This window comes from Flavivirga sp. 57AJ16 (assembly GCF_028736925.1).
Lineage (GTDB): Bacteria > Bacteroidota > Bacteroidia > Flavobacteriales > Flavobacteriaceae > Flavivirga.
Map to the genome: position 1 here is coordinate 35,328 of NZ_JAQZAT010000007.1, position 16,521 is coordinate 51,848.

At 34.3% G+C, this 16,521-nt stretch carries 19 protein-coding genes; 10 read left to right on the forward strand and 9 right to left on the reverse strand.

The genetic code is table 11. The features are described 5' to 3' along the window. Positions 1–5 precede the first annotated feature (5 nt). Positions 6–503: a thiol peroxidase gene (gene tpx, locus PQO00_RS09050; protein ID WP_274184523.1), complete on the reverse strand. Its 498-nt coding sequence runs from the start codon at positions 501–503 to the stop codon at positions 6–8. A gap of 437 nt (positions 504–940) precedes the next feature. Between tpx and katG the strand changes: the two genes are divergently transcribed. The 4 genes from katG to PQO00_RS09070 all read left to right on the forward strand — a co-directional run bounded on the left by katG (position 941) and on the right by PQO00_RS09070 (position 4,245). Further along, positions 941–3,133, forward strand: coding sequence for a catalase/peroxidase HPI (katG, locus tag PQO00_RS09055; protein WP_274184524.1), 2,193 nt, complete (start codon positions 941–943; stop codon positions 3,131–3,133). A 309-nt stretch (positions 3,134–3,442) separates the two neighbouring features. Next, complete coding sequence (locus PQO00_RS09060; RefSeq protein WP_274184525.1) at positions 3,443–3,658, forward strand: ankyrin repeat domain-containing protein; 216 nt, start codon at positions 3,443–3,445, stop codon at positions 3,656–3,658. A 106-nt stretch (positions 3,659–3,764) separates the two neighbouring features. Next, on the forward strand, positions 3,765–3,941 hold the full coding sequence (locus PQO00_RS09065; RefSeq protein ID WP_274184526.1) for a hypothetical protein: 177 nt from the start codon (positions 3,765–3,767) through the stop codon (positions 3,939–3,941). Between the two features lie 103 nt (positions 3,942–4,044). After that, positions 4,045–4,245, forward strand: a complete 201-nt coding sequence (locus tag PQO00_RS09070; RefSeq protein ID WP_274184708.1) for an ankyrin repeat domain-containing protein — start codon at positions 4,045–4,047, stop codon at positions 4,243–4,245. Between the two features lie 58 nt (positions 4,246–4,303). Here PQO00_RS09070 and PQO00_RS09075 read toward each other — a convergent pair whose 3' ends face one another. From PQO00_RS09075 to PQO00_RS09090, 4 genes are all read right to left on the reverse strand, one after another. Then, complete coding sequence (locus tag PQO00_RS09075) at positions 4,304–4,561, reverse strand: hypothetical protein (protein ID WP_274184527.1); 258 nt, start codon at positions 4,559–4,561, stop codon at positions 4,304–4,306. A 12-nt stretch (positions 4,562–4,573) separates the two neighbouring features. Beyond that, positions 4,574–4,882: a co-chaperone YbbN gene (locus PQO00_RS09080; protein ID WP_274184528.1), complete on the reverse strand. Its 309-nt coding sequence runs from the start codon at positions 4,880–4,882 to the stop codon at positions 4,574–4,576. Between the two features lie 83 nt (positions 4,883–4,965). Beyond that, positions 4,966–5,610, reverse strand: a complete 645-nt coding sequence (locus PQO00_RS09085; RefSeq protein WP_274184529.1) for a peroxiredoxin — start codon at positions 5,608–5,610, stop codon at positions 4,966–4,968. A gap of 146 nt (positions 5,611–5,756) precedes the next feature. Next, a complete protein-coding gene (locus PQO00_RS09090; RefSeq protein WP_274184530.1) occupies positions 5,757–7,421 on the reverse strand; it encodes a Na+/H+ antiporter NhaC family protein in 1,665 nt (554 codons plus the stop codon). A gap of 93 nt (positions 7,422–7,514) precedes the next feature. Here PQO00_RS09090 and PQO00_RS09095 point away from each other — a divergent pair, with 93 nt between their 5' ends. Beyond that, positions 7,515–8,537 (forward strand): metal-dependent hydrolase, encoded by a 1,023-nt coding sequence (locus tag PQO00_RS09095; RefSeq protein WP_274184531.1) that lies wholly within the window; start codon positions 7,515–7,517, stop codon positions 8,535–8,537. Positions 8,538–8,617: 80 nt separating this feature from the next. Here PQO00_RS09095 and PQO00_RS09100 read toward each other — a convergent pair whose 3' ends face one another. Continuing rightward, a complete protein-coding gene (locus PQO00_RS09100; RefSeq protein ID WP_274184532.1) occupies positions 8,618–9,838 on the reverse strand; it encodes an aminotransferase class I/II-fold pyridoxal phosphate-dependent enzyme in 1,221 nt (406 codons plus the stop codon). A gap of 163 nt (positions 9,839–10,001) precedes the next feature. Between PQO00_RS09100 and PQO00_RS09105 the strand changes: the two genes are divergently transcribed. The 5 genes from PQO00_RS09105 (at position 10,002) to PQO00_RS09125 (ending at position 13,211) form a co-directional block, all read left to right on the forward strand. Continuing rightward, positions 10,002–10,460 (forward strand): Lrp/AsnC family transcriptional regulator, encoded by a 459-nt coding sequence (locus PQO00_RS09105; RefSeq protein ID WP_274184533.1) that lies wholly within the window; start codon positions 10,002–10,004, stop codon positions 10,458–10,460. A 2-nt stretch (positions 10,461–10,462) separates the two neighbouring features. Next, positions 10,463–11,089, forward strand: a complete 627-nt coding sequence (locus PQO00_RS09110; RefSeq protein ID WP_274184534.1) for a CPBP family intramembrane glutamic endopeptidase — start codon at positions 10,463–10,465, stop codon at positions 11,087–11,089. Positions 11,090–11,187: 98 nt separating this feature from the next. Then, positions 11,188–11,706, forward strand: coding sequence for a hypothetical protein (locus PQO00_RS09115; protein WP_274184535.1), 519 nt, complete (start codon positions 11,188–11,190; stop codon positions 11,704–11,706). 6 nt (positions 11,707–11,712) lie between these two features. Then, positions 11,713–12,435, forward strand: coding sequence for a hypothetical protein (locus PQO00_RS09120; RefSeq protein WP_274184536.1), 723 nt, complete (start codon positions 11,713–11,715; stop codon positions 12,433–12,435). Beyond that, positions 12,411–13,211, forward strand: a complete 801-nt coding sequence (locus PQO00_RS09125; protein ID WP_274184537.1) for a sensor histidine kinase — start codon at positions 12,411–12,413, stop codon at positions 13,209–13,211. Before PQO00_RS09120 ends, PQO00_RS09125 begins: the two co-directional genes overlap by 25 nt. Positions 13,212–13,261: 50 nt before the next feature. Here the strand turns inward: PQO00_RS09125 and PQO00_RS09130 are convergent, their stop codons facing one another. From PQO00_RS09130 to panB, 3 genes are all read right to left on the reverse strand, one after another. After that, positions 13,262–14,641, reverse strand: coding sequence for an aldehyde dehydrogenase (locus PQO00_RS09130; RefSeq protein ID WP_274184538.1), 1,380 nt, complete (start codon positions 14,639–14,641; stop codon positions 13,262–13,264). Positions 14,642–14,793: 152 nt separating this feature from the next. Beyond that, the gene (locus PQO00_RS09135) at positions 14,794–15,492 is read right to left on the reverse strand and encodes an RluA family pseudouridine synthase (protein WP_274184539.1); all 699 of its coding nucleotides are present in this window, start codon (positions 15,490–15,492) and stop codon (positions 14,794–14,796) included. Positions 15,493–15,673: 181 nt separating this feature from the next. Then, positions 15,674–16,492: a 3-methyl-2-oxobutanoate hydroxymethyltransferase gene (gene panB / locus PQO00_RS09140; RefSeq protein ID WP_274184540.1), complete on the reverse strand. Its 819-nt coding sequence runs from the start codon at positions 16,490–16,492 to the stop codon at positions 15,674–15,676. Positions 16,493–16,521: the final 29 nt, after the last annotated feature.

The window sequence follows — 16,521 nt, forward strand, 5'->3', positions numbered from 1 at the left end:
ATATTTTATAAAGCATCAAGAGCTGCTTTATAATTAGGTTCATCGACAGTTTCTGGAACTTGTTCGGTATATTTTACAGTGCCGTTTTCATCTACTATTATAACACTTCTGGAATGTAGCGCTTCTAATGGACCTGTAATGAAATTTAGCCCGTAGGCTTTTCCAAAACTACCATCTTTATAATCGGATAAACTAATGACGTTATCTAAACCTTCGGCACCACAAAAACGAGCATGTGCAAATGGTAAATCGTGAGAGATACATAAAACTTTAGTGTTTTCCAATTGGCTGGCTTCTTTATTAAATTGTCTAACAGATTGCGCACAAGTACCCGTGTCTACACTGGGGAAAATATTTAAAACTAATTTTTGTCCTTTAAAATCGTTTAAGGTTTTAGTTGATAAATCGATTGCTGTTAAGGTGAAATCTGGAGCTAAACTTCCTACTTGTGGTAAGTTTCCAGATGTTTCTATGGGATTTCCTTTTAAAGTAACTGTTGCCATTATGTATTTTTTTATTAAACATTAAAAGTAAGCATATAAAATTGTTTAGAAATATTAATTTTTTGAAATTATTATAATCATTACAAAAAACTATTAAAAATTTTTTTTAAATAAATTTTAACTATGCATTTATAGCTTATAAATATAAATAAAACATTAATTTTTAAGCAATAAAAATTAAGTTTGTGTAAATGAACTCATTTTGACTTTTATATTTCCTAAAAAGGTGGCTAAAATTCGTCTATATTTCGTTACTTTTCTTACACGTAACGATGCTATGACTTTCAAAAAGAGCCTTATCTGAACAAATTTTAGCTCATTTTAGTTCATTTAACTCTTATTTATCATAAATCGGAGTTCATGAATCTTCGATTTCGGTTAAAAACAAAAAGTCAAGAGGAGTTCAATGAATCAAATAACTAATAAATCTAATATAAATGGATACAAATAACGGTGACATAAACAAATGCCCATTTATGGGCGGGGCTCACAAAAAAACAGCCGGTAGTGGTACGGGAAACCGCGATTGGTGGCCAAATGAACTTAAATTGAACATCCTTCGTCAAAATGGGGTAAAATCCAACCCAATGGGAGCGGAGTTTAATTATGCTAAAGCATTTAATAGTGTTGATTTTCCAACTTTAAAACAAGAAGTTATAGATTTAATGACGGATTCACAAGACTGGTGGCCTGCAGATTATGGTCATTATGGCCCCTTTATGATTCGTATGGCATGGCATAGTGCCGGCACCTATCGTGTTGGGGATGGACGTGGTGGAGCTGCCACCGGAAACCAACGTTTTGCTCCAATAAATAGTTGGCCCGATAACGGAAATTTGGATAAAGCACGTTTATTGCTATGGCCTATAAAAAAGAAATATGGAAGGAAAATCTCTTGGGCAGATCTATTGATTCTTGCAGGTAACTGTGCTTTAGAGTCTATGGGCTTTAAAACGTTTGGTTTTGCTGGTGGTCGTGAAGATATTTGGGAGCCAGAACAGGATGTTTATTGGGGGTCGGAAACAGAGTGGTTGGGAAATAAGGAACGGTTTGAAGGTGGAGAAGCTATTGAGGGCCATTTGGGAGCGACACATATGGGGCTGATCTATGTAAATCCGGAAGGCCCGAATGGCATACCTGATCCATTAGGAACCGCTAAGCTCATTAAAGAAACTTTTGGACGTATGGCTATGAATGATGAAGAAACGGTGGCGCTAACTGCTGGAGGCCATACATTTGGAAAAGCACATGGCGCTGCAGATCCTAACACATATATAGGTGCCGAACCTGCAGGGGGTTTAATAGAAGAAATGGGTACAGGGTGGAAAAACACGTATGGCACGGGTGTTTTGGATGATGCGATTACAAGCGGTCTTGAAGGTGCCTGGACGCCTAACCCTATACAATGGGACCATGAATATTTTGATGTGTTATTAAATTACGATTGGGAGTTGACTAAAAGTCCGGCAGGAGCAAACCAATGGACTCCGACAAAAGAATCGCAAGCTAAAACGGCACCTAGGGCAGGGGACGCATCAAAAAGACAGGCTTTAATGATGACCGATGCAGATATGGCTCTGAAAATGGATCCCACTTATCTGGAAATTTCAAAACGTTTCCATAAAGACCACAAAGCTTTTGAAGATGCATTTGCTCGTGCCTGGTATAAATTAACGCACCGTGATATGGGACCGGTATCTCGTTATTTGGGACCAGAAGTGCCTCATGAGGAATTGTTATGGCAGGACCCTATACCAAGGGTTGACTATACATTGAATGCCAGTGCTATTACATATTTAAAAAACATGATTTTTGTTTCTGGTTTATCAATATCCCAATTAGTATCTACAGCTTGGGCCTCGGCATCTACCTTTAGAGGTTCGGATATGCGTGGAGGCGCCAATGGTGGTCGTATCCGTTTAGCACCTCAAAAAGATTGGGAAGTAAATAACCCTATGGAATTGGAAAAAGTACTTGCTGTATATAAGGCTATTCAGAAAGAATTTAGTGGTACTGTTTCGATAGCAGACTTAATTGTTTTGGGAGGGACCGTAGGTGTTGAGCAAGCTGCTAAAAATGCGGGACATGATGTAACAGTGCCTTTTACTGGAGGTCGAGGAGATGCTTCTCAAGAACAAACAGATATAGAGTCTTTTGGTCATTTAGAACCGCAAGCAGATGGTTTTAGAAATTATATAAAGTCAGATTTGAAAGTAGCTGCAGAAAATTTATTGGTGGACCGGGCTAGCTTATTAACACTTACTATTCCTGAAATGACAGTATTAGTAGGTGGTTTACGTGTATTAGGGGCTAATTATGACGGTTCTAACCATGGTGTATTTACAGATCGTGTAGGTTATCTTACCAATGATTTCTTTACGATTATTTTGGATTTTGCTTATACATGGAAAGCGGTCACAGATGATGATATATTATTTGAAGGAAGGGATCGTAGAACAGGAGAGGTGATGTTTACAGGAACTCGTGCCGATTTAATTTTTGGCTCAAATTCAGAGTTAAGAGCAGTTGCAGAGGTTTATGGTGCGGATGATGCTCAGGAAAAGTTTGTAAATGACTTTGTTAAAGCCTGGACAAAGGTTATGAATTTAGACCGTTTTGATTTAGACTGATTTTTTTAATCGAAAAGCATTCCTCGACGCATTGCGTCGGGCCTGCCTGCCGGCAAAGGCAGGGTTTCCGTTGAGATTGTCATTTCGGTTTTAGACTCTAAGGTCAAAAAAAACTAGCGAAACATGTATTGAGCCTTTCGACTAGAGTTTATGCAGAGCACAGCCGAAGTACTCAAGATAAACTAAAGCCGAAGTGTACCACTATGGCTCTGCCTCAAGGATAGTTGGTTTCAAGAAATTCTTTTATTAAATATTTTGAATAGGGGGTTGTGTTTAACTACATGTGCCCCCATTTATTTTGAAATTAATATGAATGCTATAAATTTTTTGCAAAGTGCTATTCAATCTGGAGATAGGGAGCAGGTAGAAGCACTTATAAAATGTCATCCCAATTTGATAAACGCTAAAGATTCAAGAGGGTTTACACCTTTAATTTTTGCTGCTTATTTTGGTAAAATAGATATTGTAAAATTACTCATCGAGAATAATGCGGATATATATCTAAATCAATATAAAATAACATGAACCTTCAGAGTGAAAAACCGAATTTCTTCGTTAAAAATACTCGCCGTAACTAGGCTATGCCTACGCTTTTTACCTTGAACTTCAATTTTTTATATCTAAATTTTCTATGCCATTTTATATTGATTTAGCTATAGATACCGTTGATGATTCTGGAAATACGGCTTTGATAGGTGTGTCTTTTAAAGGAAATGAATTTTTAGCTGAATATTTAATACAACAAGGGGCAGCTGTTAATGCTAAGAACAATAATGGTACAACACCTTTAATACCAGTTCTGCTATAAAATGCGATATAAATAATTTGAATTAGTTTTTGCTAGTTCAAAGCATGAAAATCTATCATAGCCTTAGCTACGATTTATTTTTATAATGTAGAAATAGTGAAAAATAAACGAATTATATGTTGTATTTTATGGTAGAAATGGTATAATATATGCTTGCATGTACAATCAAGCCCAAATAGTGGGATTGTTGTTAAAACATGGCGTTGATAGGGCTATTAAAGATAGTGAAGGTAAAACGGCTTTAGATTATGCTAATGAAAAGGGATTTGCCGATATTGAAAAGCTTTTGGAAAGTGTACGGTAGTGCGGTAGTATGATTTAATCATAAGAATACGAAGATAGCTCGGGTTTCAAGAGATTCTTTATTTGTCAATAGAGCCTAAAACACGTTTCATAAAACGGTTTAAAGCTTCTTTTTGTGGTGTGCCTTCTTTTATCATTTTATTCACTTCTATAGCACCATACATATTAGAAATAAGTTCACCAATAATATCTAATTCTTCATCTTTAAGAGATGGGACCTCGGTTAAAGCTTCTAAGGTTTCAATAGTTTCTACTACAAAATCTTCATCATTGTCTTCAATGAATTGAGTAAGGTGTTTAATTATTGGTAATTTCATCAATTAGTTTTTTTAGATAACTTCTTCAACAAGTTCTTTTAAAACATCAAACTTATTGGTTTGAACTTGATTTACAAATGCGCCATCTTTAAAAGTAGCAAACGTTGGTAAATTATCAACAGTTGCCAATTGTCTGGATTTAGGAAATTTTTCAGCATCTGCGATAATAAAAGTTATATTTTCTAACTCTGAAGCTAATTTTTTAACTTTAGGTTTCATAATGCGACAATTGCCACACCATGTTGCAGAATATTGCACAACAACGGTCTTGTTACTCGCAACCAATTCACTTAAGTTATCCTGACTTAATTCTTGAATCATAATGTTTTTTTATTTTCTATATACAAATACCAAATTCCAAAATCAAAGTGATTGGAATTTGGTATTTAGATTATTGGAATTTCTTAATTTACGTGAGCAGCTAAATACTCGGCAGTGGCATTTCTATTTGCATTCATAGCTTCTTTACCTTCTTCCCAGTTAGCAGGGCAAACTTCTCCTTTTTCCTGTACATGTGTTAAAGCGTCTATAATGCGTAAAAATTCATTCACATTTCTACCAATAGGCATATTGTTTATGCCTTCGTGTTGTACTATACCGTTTTCATCTATAACGTATGTTGCTCTGTAAGTAACATTGTCCCCTTCTACGGTTACAACACCGGTTTCCTCATTGTATTGCTCGTTAGTGATATCTAAAATACCTAAAGTAGAGGCTAGATTTCTATTAGAATCTGCTAAAAGCGGGTATGTAACACCTTCAATGCCACCTTGGTTTTTTGCTGTGTTTAACCATGCAAAATGTACTTCTGGAGTATCACAAGAAGCTCCTATAACAATGGTATTACGTTTTTCGAATTCTGCTAATGCTGCTTGAAAAGCATGTAATTCTGTTGGACATACAAAAGTAAAATCTTTAGGATACCAGAATAATAATACTTTTTTGTTGTTGTTTTTTGCTTCTTCAAGAACGTTTACTTTAAAAGTATCACCCATTTCGTTCATTGCGTCTACATTCAAATCTGGAAATTGTTTTCCTACTAATGCCATTTGTATTTAAATTTTTAATTAATAATTCGCGTTTAAGTATGCAAAAATAATCTATAACAAGAGAAAATGAAATAAGAATAAAATTTTAAATAACTATTGACTTATAGTATTTGTTTATACTATCTGTAAATGAGTATGTTATACTGTTATTTTTTCTTCAGTTGTCTTATTTTAATTGAAAAAGCAGCAAATAAGAGTGTGGTAAAAGGGCTAAGCCAATTAAAAATGGCATATATAAAATACTCACCAACTCCAACACCCAGGACTCCAGATTGGTAAGCACCACAGGTATTCCAAGGAATTAAAACAGAGGTTACTGTTCCAGAATCCTCTAGGGTTCTACTAAGGTTTTCTGGAGCTAACCCTTTGTCCTCAAAGGCTTGCTTAAACATTTTTCCTGGAATAACGATGGCTAAATATTGGTCTGAAGCAATAGCGTTTAAACCTAAACAACTTATTACGGTACTGGAAAATAAACCAAATACAGTCGTTGCAATAGACAATAGGGCGTTTGTAATTCTGGCTAAAGCACCAATAGCGTCCATAACGCCTCCAAATACCATGGCACAACATATTAAATAAATCGTCCAAAGCATACCGTTCATGCCTCCAGAATTAAGGAGTTTCTTTAATCTTTTTAAGGTTATTAGCTTGTCTAAACTGTTTACTTTACTGGCCAATGTGGATGGGTCCAATGATTTAAAAGAGAAGACTTTTGCTAAATCGTCTTTAGTATAGATTTTTCCCAAATCATCGTCCGTGAATAAGTTTTTTAAGTCTGCATTCGATTTTATGGCCTCTAATTCCTCATCCGTATAGGTAGCAACATATTTTTTATAGTCAATAGTTATTTGAGTATCGGCTAAAACAGAAGTGAGAATTGTTTTTGTTTTAGATGAAGATAATTTATTTAATACTTCTGGTTGGAATACCAATGCAAATATGGCAGCTAATATAACACCAGAAGCTAGGGCAATTAATGGTTTGGTTTTTAGTAATATGAGAGTAACGACAACCAAAGGCACAATAAACAATAACGGCGTTATATTAAAGTTGTTATTTATGGTTTCTAATATAAAAGCAGTGTCTGTACTTCCTGTAGTGTCAATAGTGGTACTCAAAATAGAAAATGCTATTAATGTAATAAGTATGGTTGGTACTGTGGTAATGGTCATATAGCGAATATGGGTAAACAAATCTGTTCCGGCCATAGCAGGTGCTAAATTTGTAGTATCACTTAAAGGGGACATTTTATCTCCAAAATAAGCTCCGGAAATAACAGCACCAGCGATCATCCCAGAAGGGATGCCCAAAGCGCTACCAATGCCTATGAGTGCAATACCTACGGTTGCAGAAGTCGTCCAGGAACTTCCTGTTGCTATGGAAATTATGGCAGCTATTATTACAGAAGCCGGTAAAAATATGGATGGGTTTAAAACTTGTAGGCCATAGTATACCATAGCTGGGATAATACCACTAATTAGCCATGTTCCAGCAAGTGCGCCTACTAAAAATAAAATCATAATAGGAACGAAAACACTTTTTAAGTTCTCCCAAATTTCTTTTAACATGATGTTAAAAGAAACTTTGTTAAAAAAGCCAACCAATGCTGCAACACCTCCAGATATTAATAAGATAAATTGATTAGAATAATCTCCCAGCATACTGCCATCGGCAAAAAAGATATTGTAGGCTAATAATACCATTAAAAATAAAACAGGAATTAAGGCTTCCCATATGTTTAATGCTTTATTGTCAATAATTTTTTGATTTTCAATGTTTATTTCTGAAAGGTTATTTTCGTTTTGCATCTATTGCGTTTTAGTCGCGTAATGTTACGATTTTCAATGAAGTTATGCAAATGATATGAGTTGCGTACATTTGCATGTATTTTAAAATTAAAAATGGATTCATTAACCCAAATCGTTTTAGGTGCAGCTTGTGGTGAAGCTGTTCTAGGAAAGAAAATAGGTAATAAGGCTTTGCTATTTGGTGCTATTGGGGGTACTATTCCAGATTTGGATGTGTATGTTGGTAGTTTACTGTTCAACAATGAAATTGATGCCATGTTGTTCCATAGAGGTTTTATGCATTCTATTTTGTTTTCGGTTTTTGCAGCATTTCTTTTGGGATGGGGCATTTATAAATTATATAATTCGGGTAAACGCATACATACTACCACTAAAAATGATTGGATTAAACTGTTCTTTTGGTCATTGTTCACACATCCTATTTTAGATTGTTTTACGCCGTATGGTACTCAATTGTTTGCTCCGTTTAGTAATTATCGTGTTGCTTTTAATAATATTGCCGTAGTAGACCCCATTTATACATTGCCATTTCTCATCTGTATGATTGTTTTAATGTTTTTTAATAGCGCATCGAATAGAAGAAAGCTTTGGTTAAAGCTAGGTTTGGGAATTAGCTCTGCTTATATGTTATTCACTATAGGAAACAAGTTTTATATAGATGCTGTATTTAGAAAATCTATGGCAGAAAATAATATTAGTGCCGAGCGGTATAGTACGCAGCCAGCTATTTTTAATAATATATTATGGTATGGGATTATTGAAACGGATTCTTTGTATTTCGTAGCCAACTATTCTTTATTGGATAGAAAAAACAGGTTTTTGGATTTTAAAAGTTTACCCAAACAACGCGATTTAAAGCCCATTGAATTTAATGATATTAAAAACTTGGCGTGGTTTAGTAATCATTATTATAGCATTTATAAGGTTGCGGACAATGCGTATCAATACAACGATTTAAGGTATCCTATTTTAGATACAAACAATCCAAACTCATCCGTTTTTAGTTTAACACTTTACAAGGACAATGGCCGATTAAATATAAAACCTTTTAAGCCTAAGTTTGAGAATTTTGAAACCATCATGTTAGGTTTATGGACACGTATCAAGGGGATTTAACTCAGGCTATGCCTAAAACTATAGAGCTTCTCTACTTTTTAAGTTTAACCTTTGTAACGACAACTCATGTGTAATCCGGGTTAAACAGTCTTTAATTTAGAACCAGGTATATTGAGAGCTTCCATACATGCCCGCATGGTTTGATAGGTACGTTCAATATCTGCATCCAGTCCAATGGAAAAACGAATTAGCCCATCACTTAAACCCATTTCCTTTTGTTCTTCTTCTGGTATTTCAGACGATGTAGAGCTTCCTGGAGCACTAAAAAGCGTTTTGTAAAACCCTAGACTTACAGCTAAATAGCCTAAGTTTTTATCTTGCATCATTTCCATAAGTTCGTTCGCTTTATCCAAAGAGCCTACATCAATGGTCAACATACCTCCAAAACCATATTTTTCATTCATCATACTTTTAAATAATTCGTGGGATGGATGGGACTCTAGCCCTGGATAAACAGTTTTTAAACCATCGGCTTCAAACTTTTTGGCTAAATAAGTGGCATTATAACTATGTTGTTCTATTCTAATATGCAAGGTTCTTAAGTTCTTTAAAATAGATGAAGCTCTTAAGCTGTCCATTGTGGAACCCAATAACATAGAAGCGCCATCGTTTACATTGCGTAATTCATTTATAAACTCTTGTGTACCGCAAACGACACCTCCAACAGTATCGCTAGATCCATTAATGAATTTTGTTAAGCTATGTATAACGACATCGGCGCCTAACATGGCTGGTGCTATAGATAGCGGGGAAAAGGTGTTGTCTACTACTAATTTTAAATCATGCTTCTTGGCAATATCTGCTAACCCCTTTATGTTGGCGACTTCTAAAAGCGGATTGCTTACAGATTCACAATACAGTACTTTTGTGTTTTCTGTGATGGCGTTTTCGACCATTTCTAAATTAGTAATATCGACAAAAGAAGTGTTTATATTAAATCGTGGTGTGAAATTTTTCAAAAATGCATAAGTACCCCCATAAATAGTTCTACTAGAAATAATATGATCCCCACTACCACATAATTGCAGTATTACAGGCGTAATAGCGCCCATTCCAGATGCAGAAACATTGGCGGTTTCTGTGCCTTCCATCGCAGCCAAAGCTTCTCCGAGATATAAATTTGAAGGCGAGGAATGACGCGAATATAAATAGCAGCCATCGGCATTGCCCTCAAAAGTATCAAACATGGTTTTTGCAGATAAAAATGTATAGGTCGAAGCATCCGAAATGGAAGGGTTTACGCCTCCAAATTCACCAAAATACTGTAAGTCCTGTATGTTATTTGCGGGTTTAAAAGCCATGATGTTTTATGTTTAAAAAATTTATAGCAAAACTCAATATTTTGAGATTATAAAACAATAGATGGTTTGTTATTAAGAAAATAAAACTTATTTATAGATCATTTATAGATTATATTATATTTTTTTATGTGTTTTTGTGTATATTGATGAAAATTTTTCAATTATGATTTTTGATGAGATCGATAGAAAGTTATTGGATTACTTACAAGTAGATAGTAAACAAACAAATAAAGAACTTTCCAATAAATTAAACCTTTCTGTAACGGCGGTCTATGAGCGTATAAAAAAGCTGGAAAGGGAAGGCTACATTAACAAATATGTTGCATTGGTAAATAAAGAACGCGTGGATAAAGCTTTTGTGGCATTTTGCCATATCAAGCTTGTACAGCACAGTCAAGAATATGTTATAAGGTTTGAAAAAGAGGTTGCCAATATAAAAGAGGTGCTAGAATGTTATCATGTTAGTGGTGATTATGATTATTTATTAAAAGTTTTAGTTAAGGACATGCAGGCTTTTCGTGAGTTTATGGTTAAAAGGCTAACAACCATCGATCATATAGGTAGTACACATAGTATGTTTGTTATAAATGAAGTAAGGCATACCACGGCAATTAACATGTGATTATGAATACAGCAATCTATAAGGGCATTGAGTTTTTAATTGTTTTTATTCTATTACCTGTTAGTTTTGCTTTTACTTATTCTATAAAACTTAAAATGGGTATTGGTTTCATTGGATTTTTATACATCATTTATATTTTGTTGAGGGTTGAGAAGAAAAAGTTTAAAATCGCCCCGGGTCTAAAATGGCTTGTGTTCTGGAAGCAAACCATTTTAAAACTAGCTGTTATTGCCATGTTTACTATATTGTTTGTTGGGTTAACAGATAAAGAATCGCTTTTTGGCGTATTGCTCAATAAACCTAAATTATGGATTTTTATATTGCTTATTTATAGTTTCTTTTCGGTGTATCCACAAGAGCTAATTTATAGAACTTTTTATTTTCAACGTTATAAAGGTTTATTTAAAAACGATACGCTGTTCATTTTTGTAAATGCTATTGTATTTTCTTTAGGGCATATATTTTTCAAAAATTATTTAGTGATTGCCCTCACTTTTTTAGGGGGCTTATTGTTTGCGACAACCTATAAAAATACACAATCTACACTCTTGGTATCTATAGAACATGCTATTTATGGTTGTTGGTTATTTACAGTGGGAATGGGAAGTATGCTTGGTTTTCCTACATAATTTCCAGAAGGCCTTACTAATTGTGCAAAAATACGACGCTTTTAAATCTTTTTCTTATTTTTGGCTAGCTATTTATTAACTACAACCATACTAAAAACATGAAGAAATTTAGTTACATTATTTTGGGATTTATTATTGGAGCCGTATTAACGTATTATTTTTGCTCAATGGACATTGATGTGAAATCAATGTCAACAAAATTTGAAATACCAGATGGTGTTATTGAAAGGGACAGAGCCCAAAACTTAAATAATAATTGGACTGAGTACAGAGAAGCAGCAGTAGATTCTGCAGCACAGCAACAAGGAAGAAAAAAAGATAATCGTTGGACTTCCTGGAAGTTAAAGGATATTGAAAATTATTTGGCTTACTCAAAAAATGAAGCCGAAAGATTAGGATACAATATGACTGGTATTCGTGTTTATTTAGGTGTTTATGGAGAAAATGCCGGATCAAGTAAAAAGAATTTAACGACCATGTTTATAGTACCTACGGGTAAAAAATTACATGACACAGCTAGTATGCTTCCATCTAGTTTAAGAGGTGATGAAGAGGAAGATATTCCTACACCTCCTCTGAATAGAGGTGGTGGAGGCTCTGGTGGCTACCCTCAATAATTTTTTGTGGAAGAATTTATAAAACAGAATTATTATACTCTTACAATTATAACAGAATCGTTAGCAGCTGTAACAGGTTTGTTGCTTTATAAAAAGTACAAATTTACAGCTGCTAAATATTTTATATATTTTTTAGTTTATTTAACCATTTGTGATTTTTTCAGTTTTTATACATGGTACGTTCACCCTGAAAAAATGTTTAGCTTTCTTATAGGAACTGTTTTTGAAAAGAACCATTGGTGGGCTACATCTTATTGGCAAATAGGCGCCATTTTATTTTTTTCTTTTTATTACCATGAAATTTTAAAAACTAAGAGGTCAAGGGCTATTGTTAAGTTTTTTGGGTATGCGTATTTCTTTTTTTCTATCATCTACATTATTTTAAATTGGGATGCCTTTTTTTATAAGTTTTTCCCAATCTTGAGTATTCTTAGTGCTATCATCATATTACTGTGTACCGTATTTTATTTTATTGAGATCTTGCAAAGTGATAAGGTATTAACATTTTATAGATCTATAAATTTCTATATCAGTTTCGCCATATTTATCTGGTGGTTAATTATTACGCCTTTAGATTTTTATGATGTTTATTTTGCTTATGAAGTAGGGAACCCTAATAGAGATTGGAATTTTATTTTTTTGCAATGGGAAATTTTCTTATTTGCTAATATATTTATGTATTTAACTTTTACATTTGCTTTAATATGGTGCAAACCGGACAACAATTAGCAAGTACACCTGCTGAACGCTATTTATTGATTTATATGATTGCCGTTTTAGTAGTTGTAACGTCATTGGTCATTATCTTTTTTGTTGTATTTCAAAAAAGAAAGAATAAATTGCTGTTGGATAAAATAAAGCAACAACAGGCTTTTGAAGAAGAAATAGCACAAGCTCAAACCGAAATACAAGAACAAACCCTTAAGAATATAGGCTGGGAATTGCACGATAATGTTGGTCAATTATTATCCTTTGCGAGTATGCAACTAAGTATTTTAAAAATGCAGGTAGCCGACGATATAAAGGATAAATTTAAGGATACTACCGAGGCCCTTAAAAATAGTTTGTCTGAAGTAAGAGCGCTTTCAAAAACATTGAATAACGAAGTTGTTTTAAATATTGGTTTTGAAAAATCTATCACAAATGAGTTAGACCGACTTAAAAAGATGAAGTTCATTTCTGCCGAACTTAAGACAGTAGGTGAGAAAATAGAGTTTACAAACAGAAAACATGAGATCATTATTTTTAGGATAATACAGGAGTTTTTATCTAATTCGGTAAAATATTCTGAGGCCGAAAATATAGCTATTACCATAGAATATCAAACAAAAAGCTTGATGATCATTGCGACAGATGATGGTAAGGGCTTTGATATGAATGGGATAGAAAAAGGTTCGGGGTTAATAAACATGAAGAGTAGGGCATTATTAATTAATGCAGAGTTTGAGCTGTTGTCCAAACCAAATGAAGGTGTACAATTACTATTGGATTATCCCATTTCCTAGTGGATCTAAAGAATTCCTCGAGGGATAGTCGGTTTCAAGAATTTTTTTATTTAAGAGAAATATTTAAACATTTTTTTTAAGAGTCCCAATTTCCCTTTATAGGGTGCATATCTCACACTTGGATCGAGCCAATTTCCTCGTTTGGATATGGCTTTATGGTGTGAAAATGTATTGAAACCCGTTTTTCCATGATAAGCTCCCATGCCACTGGCTCCAACACCTCCAAAAGGCAATCTGTGATTTCCAAAATGGATCAATAAATCATTTACTACACCGCCACCAAAATTGTATTTTTTTATAGTTTGTTCAACAAAAGTGTTATTTTTTGAAAACACATAGAGCGCCAAAGGTTTATTGCCATTCCAAATAATATGTTCAATATCCTGCTCGGTATCATAAGTTAGAATAGGTAAAACAGGACCAAAAATTTCATCACGCATTATTTTACTATCTAAATGGGGGGTGTCAATTAGTGTGGGAGCTATGTAACAATTTTCTACATCAACATGACCACCAAAAATGACTTGGGAACCTGCTAGCATATCTGCGATTCGTTGCACATTTTTCTTATTGATAATTCTAGGTAAATCGCTAGAATCTTTTGGATTATCACCATATCTTTTAACAATTTCGATTTTTAAAGCATCAATGAAAACATCTTTAATATTAGATTTTATAATGATGTAATCGGCAGCAATACATGTTTGGCCAGCGTTTAAAAACTTCCCCCAGGATATGCGTCGAGCAGCCAGTTTTAAATTAGCCGTGTCATCAATAATACAGGGCGATTTTCCGCCTAATTCTAAAGTAACAGGTGTTAAATGCTTAGCGGCAGCACGTGCCACAATTTTTCCAACAGGAACACTCCCCGTAAAGAATATATAATCCCATTTTTGGGCTAATAGTTCTGTAGCAATTTCTACACCACCTTCAATGGTTGTTGCAACAGCTTCAGGAAATGTCCTTTGAACGATATCTGCGATGCGCTGTGATGTGTGCTTAGTGAGCTCGCTGGGTTTTAAAATAACCGTATTTCCGGCTGCGATGGCCATGATTAAAGGCTCTATTGCTAATAGAAAAGGATAGTTCCAAGGGGCGATAATTAATATGTTTCCGTAAGGTTCTTTATAGATATAGTCTCGAACAGGAAATGTTAATATCGATGATCTTACTCGTTTTGGTCTTGCCCACTTTTTAAGGTTTTTAATGGCCAAGTTCAACTCGGACATAACTAATCCAAATTCGCTAATAAAAGTTTCGAATTCCGGTTTTTTAAAATCCTTTTTTAAAGCATCGTAAATAGCATGTTCACTAGCAATTATTTCTTTTTTTAACGCCTTTAAAAGTGATAGTCTATAAGGGACATCTTTCATTTTTTGGGACTTGAAAAAATCCCTTTGTCTTGAAAGTATTATGGGTATGGTATCCAAAAGTGTTTTTTATAAAGATATTCAAATTATACCAATAAAGAAATCGAAGATTCATGAACTTCTATTTTTAAAATGAAAGATAGATAGTGAACTAATCGAATTATTTGGCTTATTTTATTTGTTAATTGGTATTATTTAAAGTTTAATTGGTTTTATGGGGAACAAGCATCCCAAATGGCGTCTTTTGGCAATGGCGCAGAAATGTTTATCAGCTCTTTTTTAACGGGATGGATAAACTCAATATATCTAGCATGTAAATGAATACTAGCATCTTTATTACTTCTATCGAAACCATATTTTAGATCGCCCTTAATGGGGCATCCTATGTTGGATAATTGAGATCGTATTTGATGGTGCCTGCCTGTTTCTAAATTAATTTCAAGCAAATAATAGTTGTCTAACGTTTTTAACGATTTATAGTGAAGAACAGCTTTTTTACTGTCTTTAACCTCTTTTGTATACGCAGTGGATTTATTGTTTTTAGGATTTTTTTTTAGCCAATTTATTAAAGTTCCTTCAGGTTTAGAAGGCGTGTTTTTTACTATGGCCCAGTATGTTTTTTTTATATCCTTTGAAAGAAATAGTTTATTAAGTCTGGGTAATGCTTTACTTGTTTTTGCAAAAATAACAAGACCTGTAGTAGGCCTGTCTAAGCGATGAACAACCCCTAAATATACATTGCCAGGTTTGTTGTACTTCTCTTTAATATATCCTTTTACGACATCGCTTAAGGGCCTGTCTCCTGTTTTATCGCCTTGCACAATATCTCCCGCCCGTTTGTTAACGATAATAATGTGATTGTCTTCATAAAGAACTTGTAGATTGGATTTATTGGAGACAATTTTAGACATGTTGGATTTTTAGGGTTGATTTAAATTTTAAAATCATTTTTTTAATCACTAATACACAAATAATTTAATTTTGCCTACTGCCTACTGCCTACTGCCTACTGCCTACTGCCTACTGCCTACTGCCTACTGCCTACTGCCTACTGCCTACTGCCTACTGCCTACTGCCCACTGCCTACTAAAATTAATACTGTTCACTATCATTTGGAAAATCAAGGCTTTTTACATCATCAACATATTGAGAGATCGCATTGGTCATATCTTCATATAAATTCATATAACGGCGTAAAAAACGAGGGTTAAATTCGTGGGTCATTCCTAGCATATCATGCAATACCAGTACTTGGCCGTCAACACCATTTCCTGCACCAATACCTATAATAGGTATAGTTACACTTTCTGCGACTTGTTTAGCAAGTTTGGCAGGTATTTTTTCAAGTACAATAGCAAAACACCCAATGCGCTCTAGCATTTTGGCATCTTCAATAAGGCGCAGGGCTTCTTCTTCTTCTTTAGCTCTTACCGTGTAAGTACCAAACTTATATATAGACTGCGGTGTTAAGCCTAAATGTCCCATAACTGGGATACCAGCATTCAATATGCGTTTAATAGAGTCTTTTATTTCTTTGCCTCCTTCTAATTTAACCGAATGTGCACCACTTTCTTTCATAATTCTAATAGCAGACCGCAAGGCTTCTTTGGGATCGCTTTGATAGCTGCCAAATGGTAAATCCACAACTACTAAAGCACGGTATACGGCACGAATTACAGAAGATGCATGGTAAATCATTTGATCTAAAGTAATTGGCAATGTGGTTTCATGTCCGGCCATGACATTACTTGCAGAATCACCAACAAGTATCACATCGATACCAGCACCATCAACAATTTTTGCCATTGTATAATCGTAAGCAGTTAACATCGATATTTTTTCACCATTGGCTTTCATGTCAACCAATGTTTTTACTGTGACGCGCTTGTACTCTGTTTTAGCTACAGACATAATTTTTCTGATTTTTTAAATAGTACGTA

Coding starts and splice junctions, on each gene's coding strand:
- PQO00_RS09060 (WP_274184525.1), top strand. CDS start 3,443: ATGAATGCTATAAATTTTTTGCAAAGTGCTATTCAATCTGGAGATAGG.
- PQO00_RS09115 (WP_274184535.1), top strand. CDS start 11,188: ATGAAGAAATTTAGTTACATTATTTTGGGATTTATTATTGGAGCCGTA.
- PQO00_RS09125 (WP_274184537.1), top strand. CDS start 12,411: ATGGTGCAAACCGGACAACAATTAGCAAGTACACCTGCTGAACGCTAT.
- tpx (WP_274184523.1), bottom strand. CDS start 503: ATGGCAACAGTTACTTTAAAAGGAAATCCCATAGAAACATCTGGAAAC.
- PQO00_RS09080 (WP_274184528.1), bottom strand. CDS start 4,882: ATGATTCAAGAATTAAGTCAGGATAACTTAAGTGAATTGGTTGCGAGT.
- katG (WP_274184524.1), top strand. CDS start 941: ATGGATACAAATAACGGTGACATAAACAAATGCCCATTTATGGGCGGG.
- PQO00_RS09135 (WP_274184539.1), bottom strand. CDS start 15,492: ATGTCTAAAATTGTCTCCAATAAATCCAATCTACAAGTTCTTTATGAA.
- PQO00_RS09105 (WP_274184533.1), top strand. CDS start 10,002: ATGATTTTTGATGAGATCGATAGAAAGTTATTGGATTACTTACAAGTA.
- PQO00_RS09100 (WP_274184532.1), bottom strand. CDS start 9,838: ATGGCTTTTAAACCCGCAAATAACATACAGGACTTACAGTATTTTGGT.
- PQO00_RS09065 (WP_274184526.1), top strand. CDS start 3,765: ATGCCATTTTATATTGATTTAGCTATAGATACCGTTGATGATTCTGGA.
- PQO00_RS09075 (WP_274184527.1), bottom strand. CDS start 4,561: ATGAAATTACCAATAATTAAACACCTTACTCAATTCATTGAAGACAAT.
- PQO00_RS09090 (WP_274184530.1), bottom strand. CDS start 7,421: ATGCAAAACGAAAATAACCTTTCAGAAATAAACATTGAAAATCAAAAA.
- PQO00_RS09095 (WP_274184531.1), top strand. CDS start 7,515: ATGGATTCATTAACCCAAATCGTTTTAGGTGCAGCTTGTGGTGAAGCT.
- PQO00_RS09110 (WP_274184534.1), top strand. CDS start 10,463: ATGAATACAGCAATCTATAAGGGCATTGAGTTTTTAATTGTTTTTATT.
- panB (WP_274184540.1), bottom strand. CDS start 16,492: ATGTCTGTAGCTAAAACAGAGTACAAGCGCGTCACAGTAAAAACATTG.
- PQO00_RS09085 (WP_274184529.1), bottom strand. CDS start 5,610: ATGGCATTAGTAGGAAAACAATTTCCAGATTTGAATGTAGACGCAATG.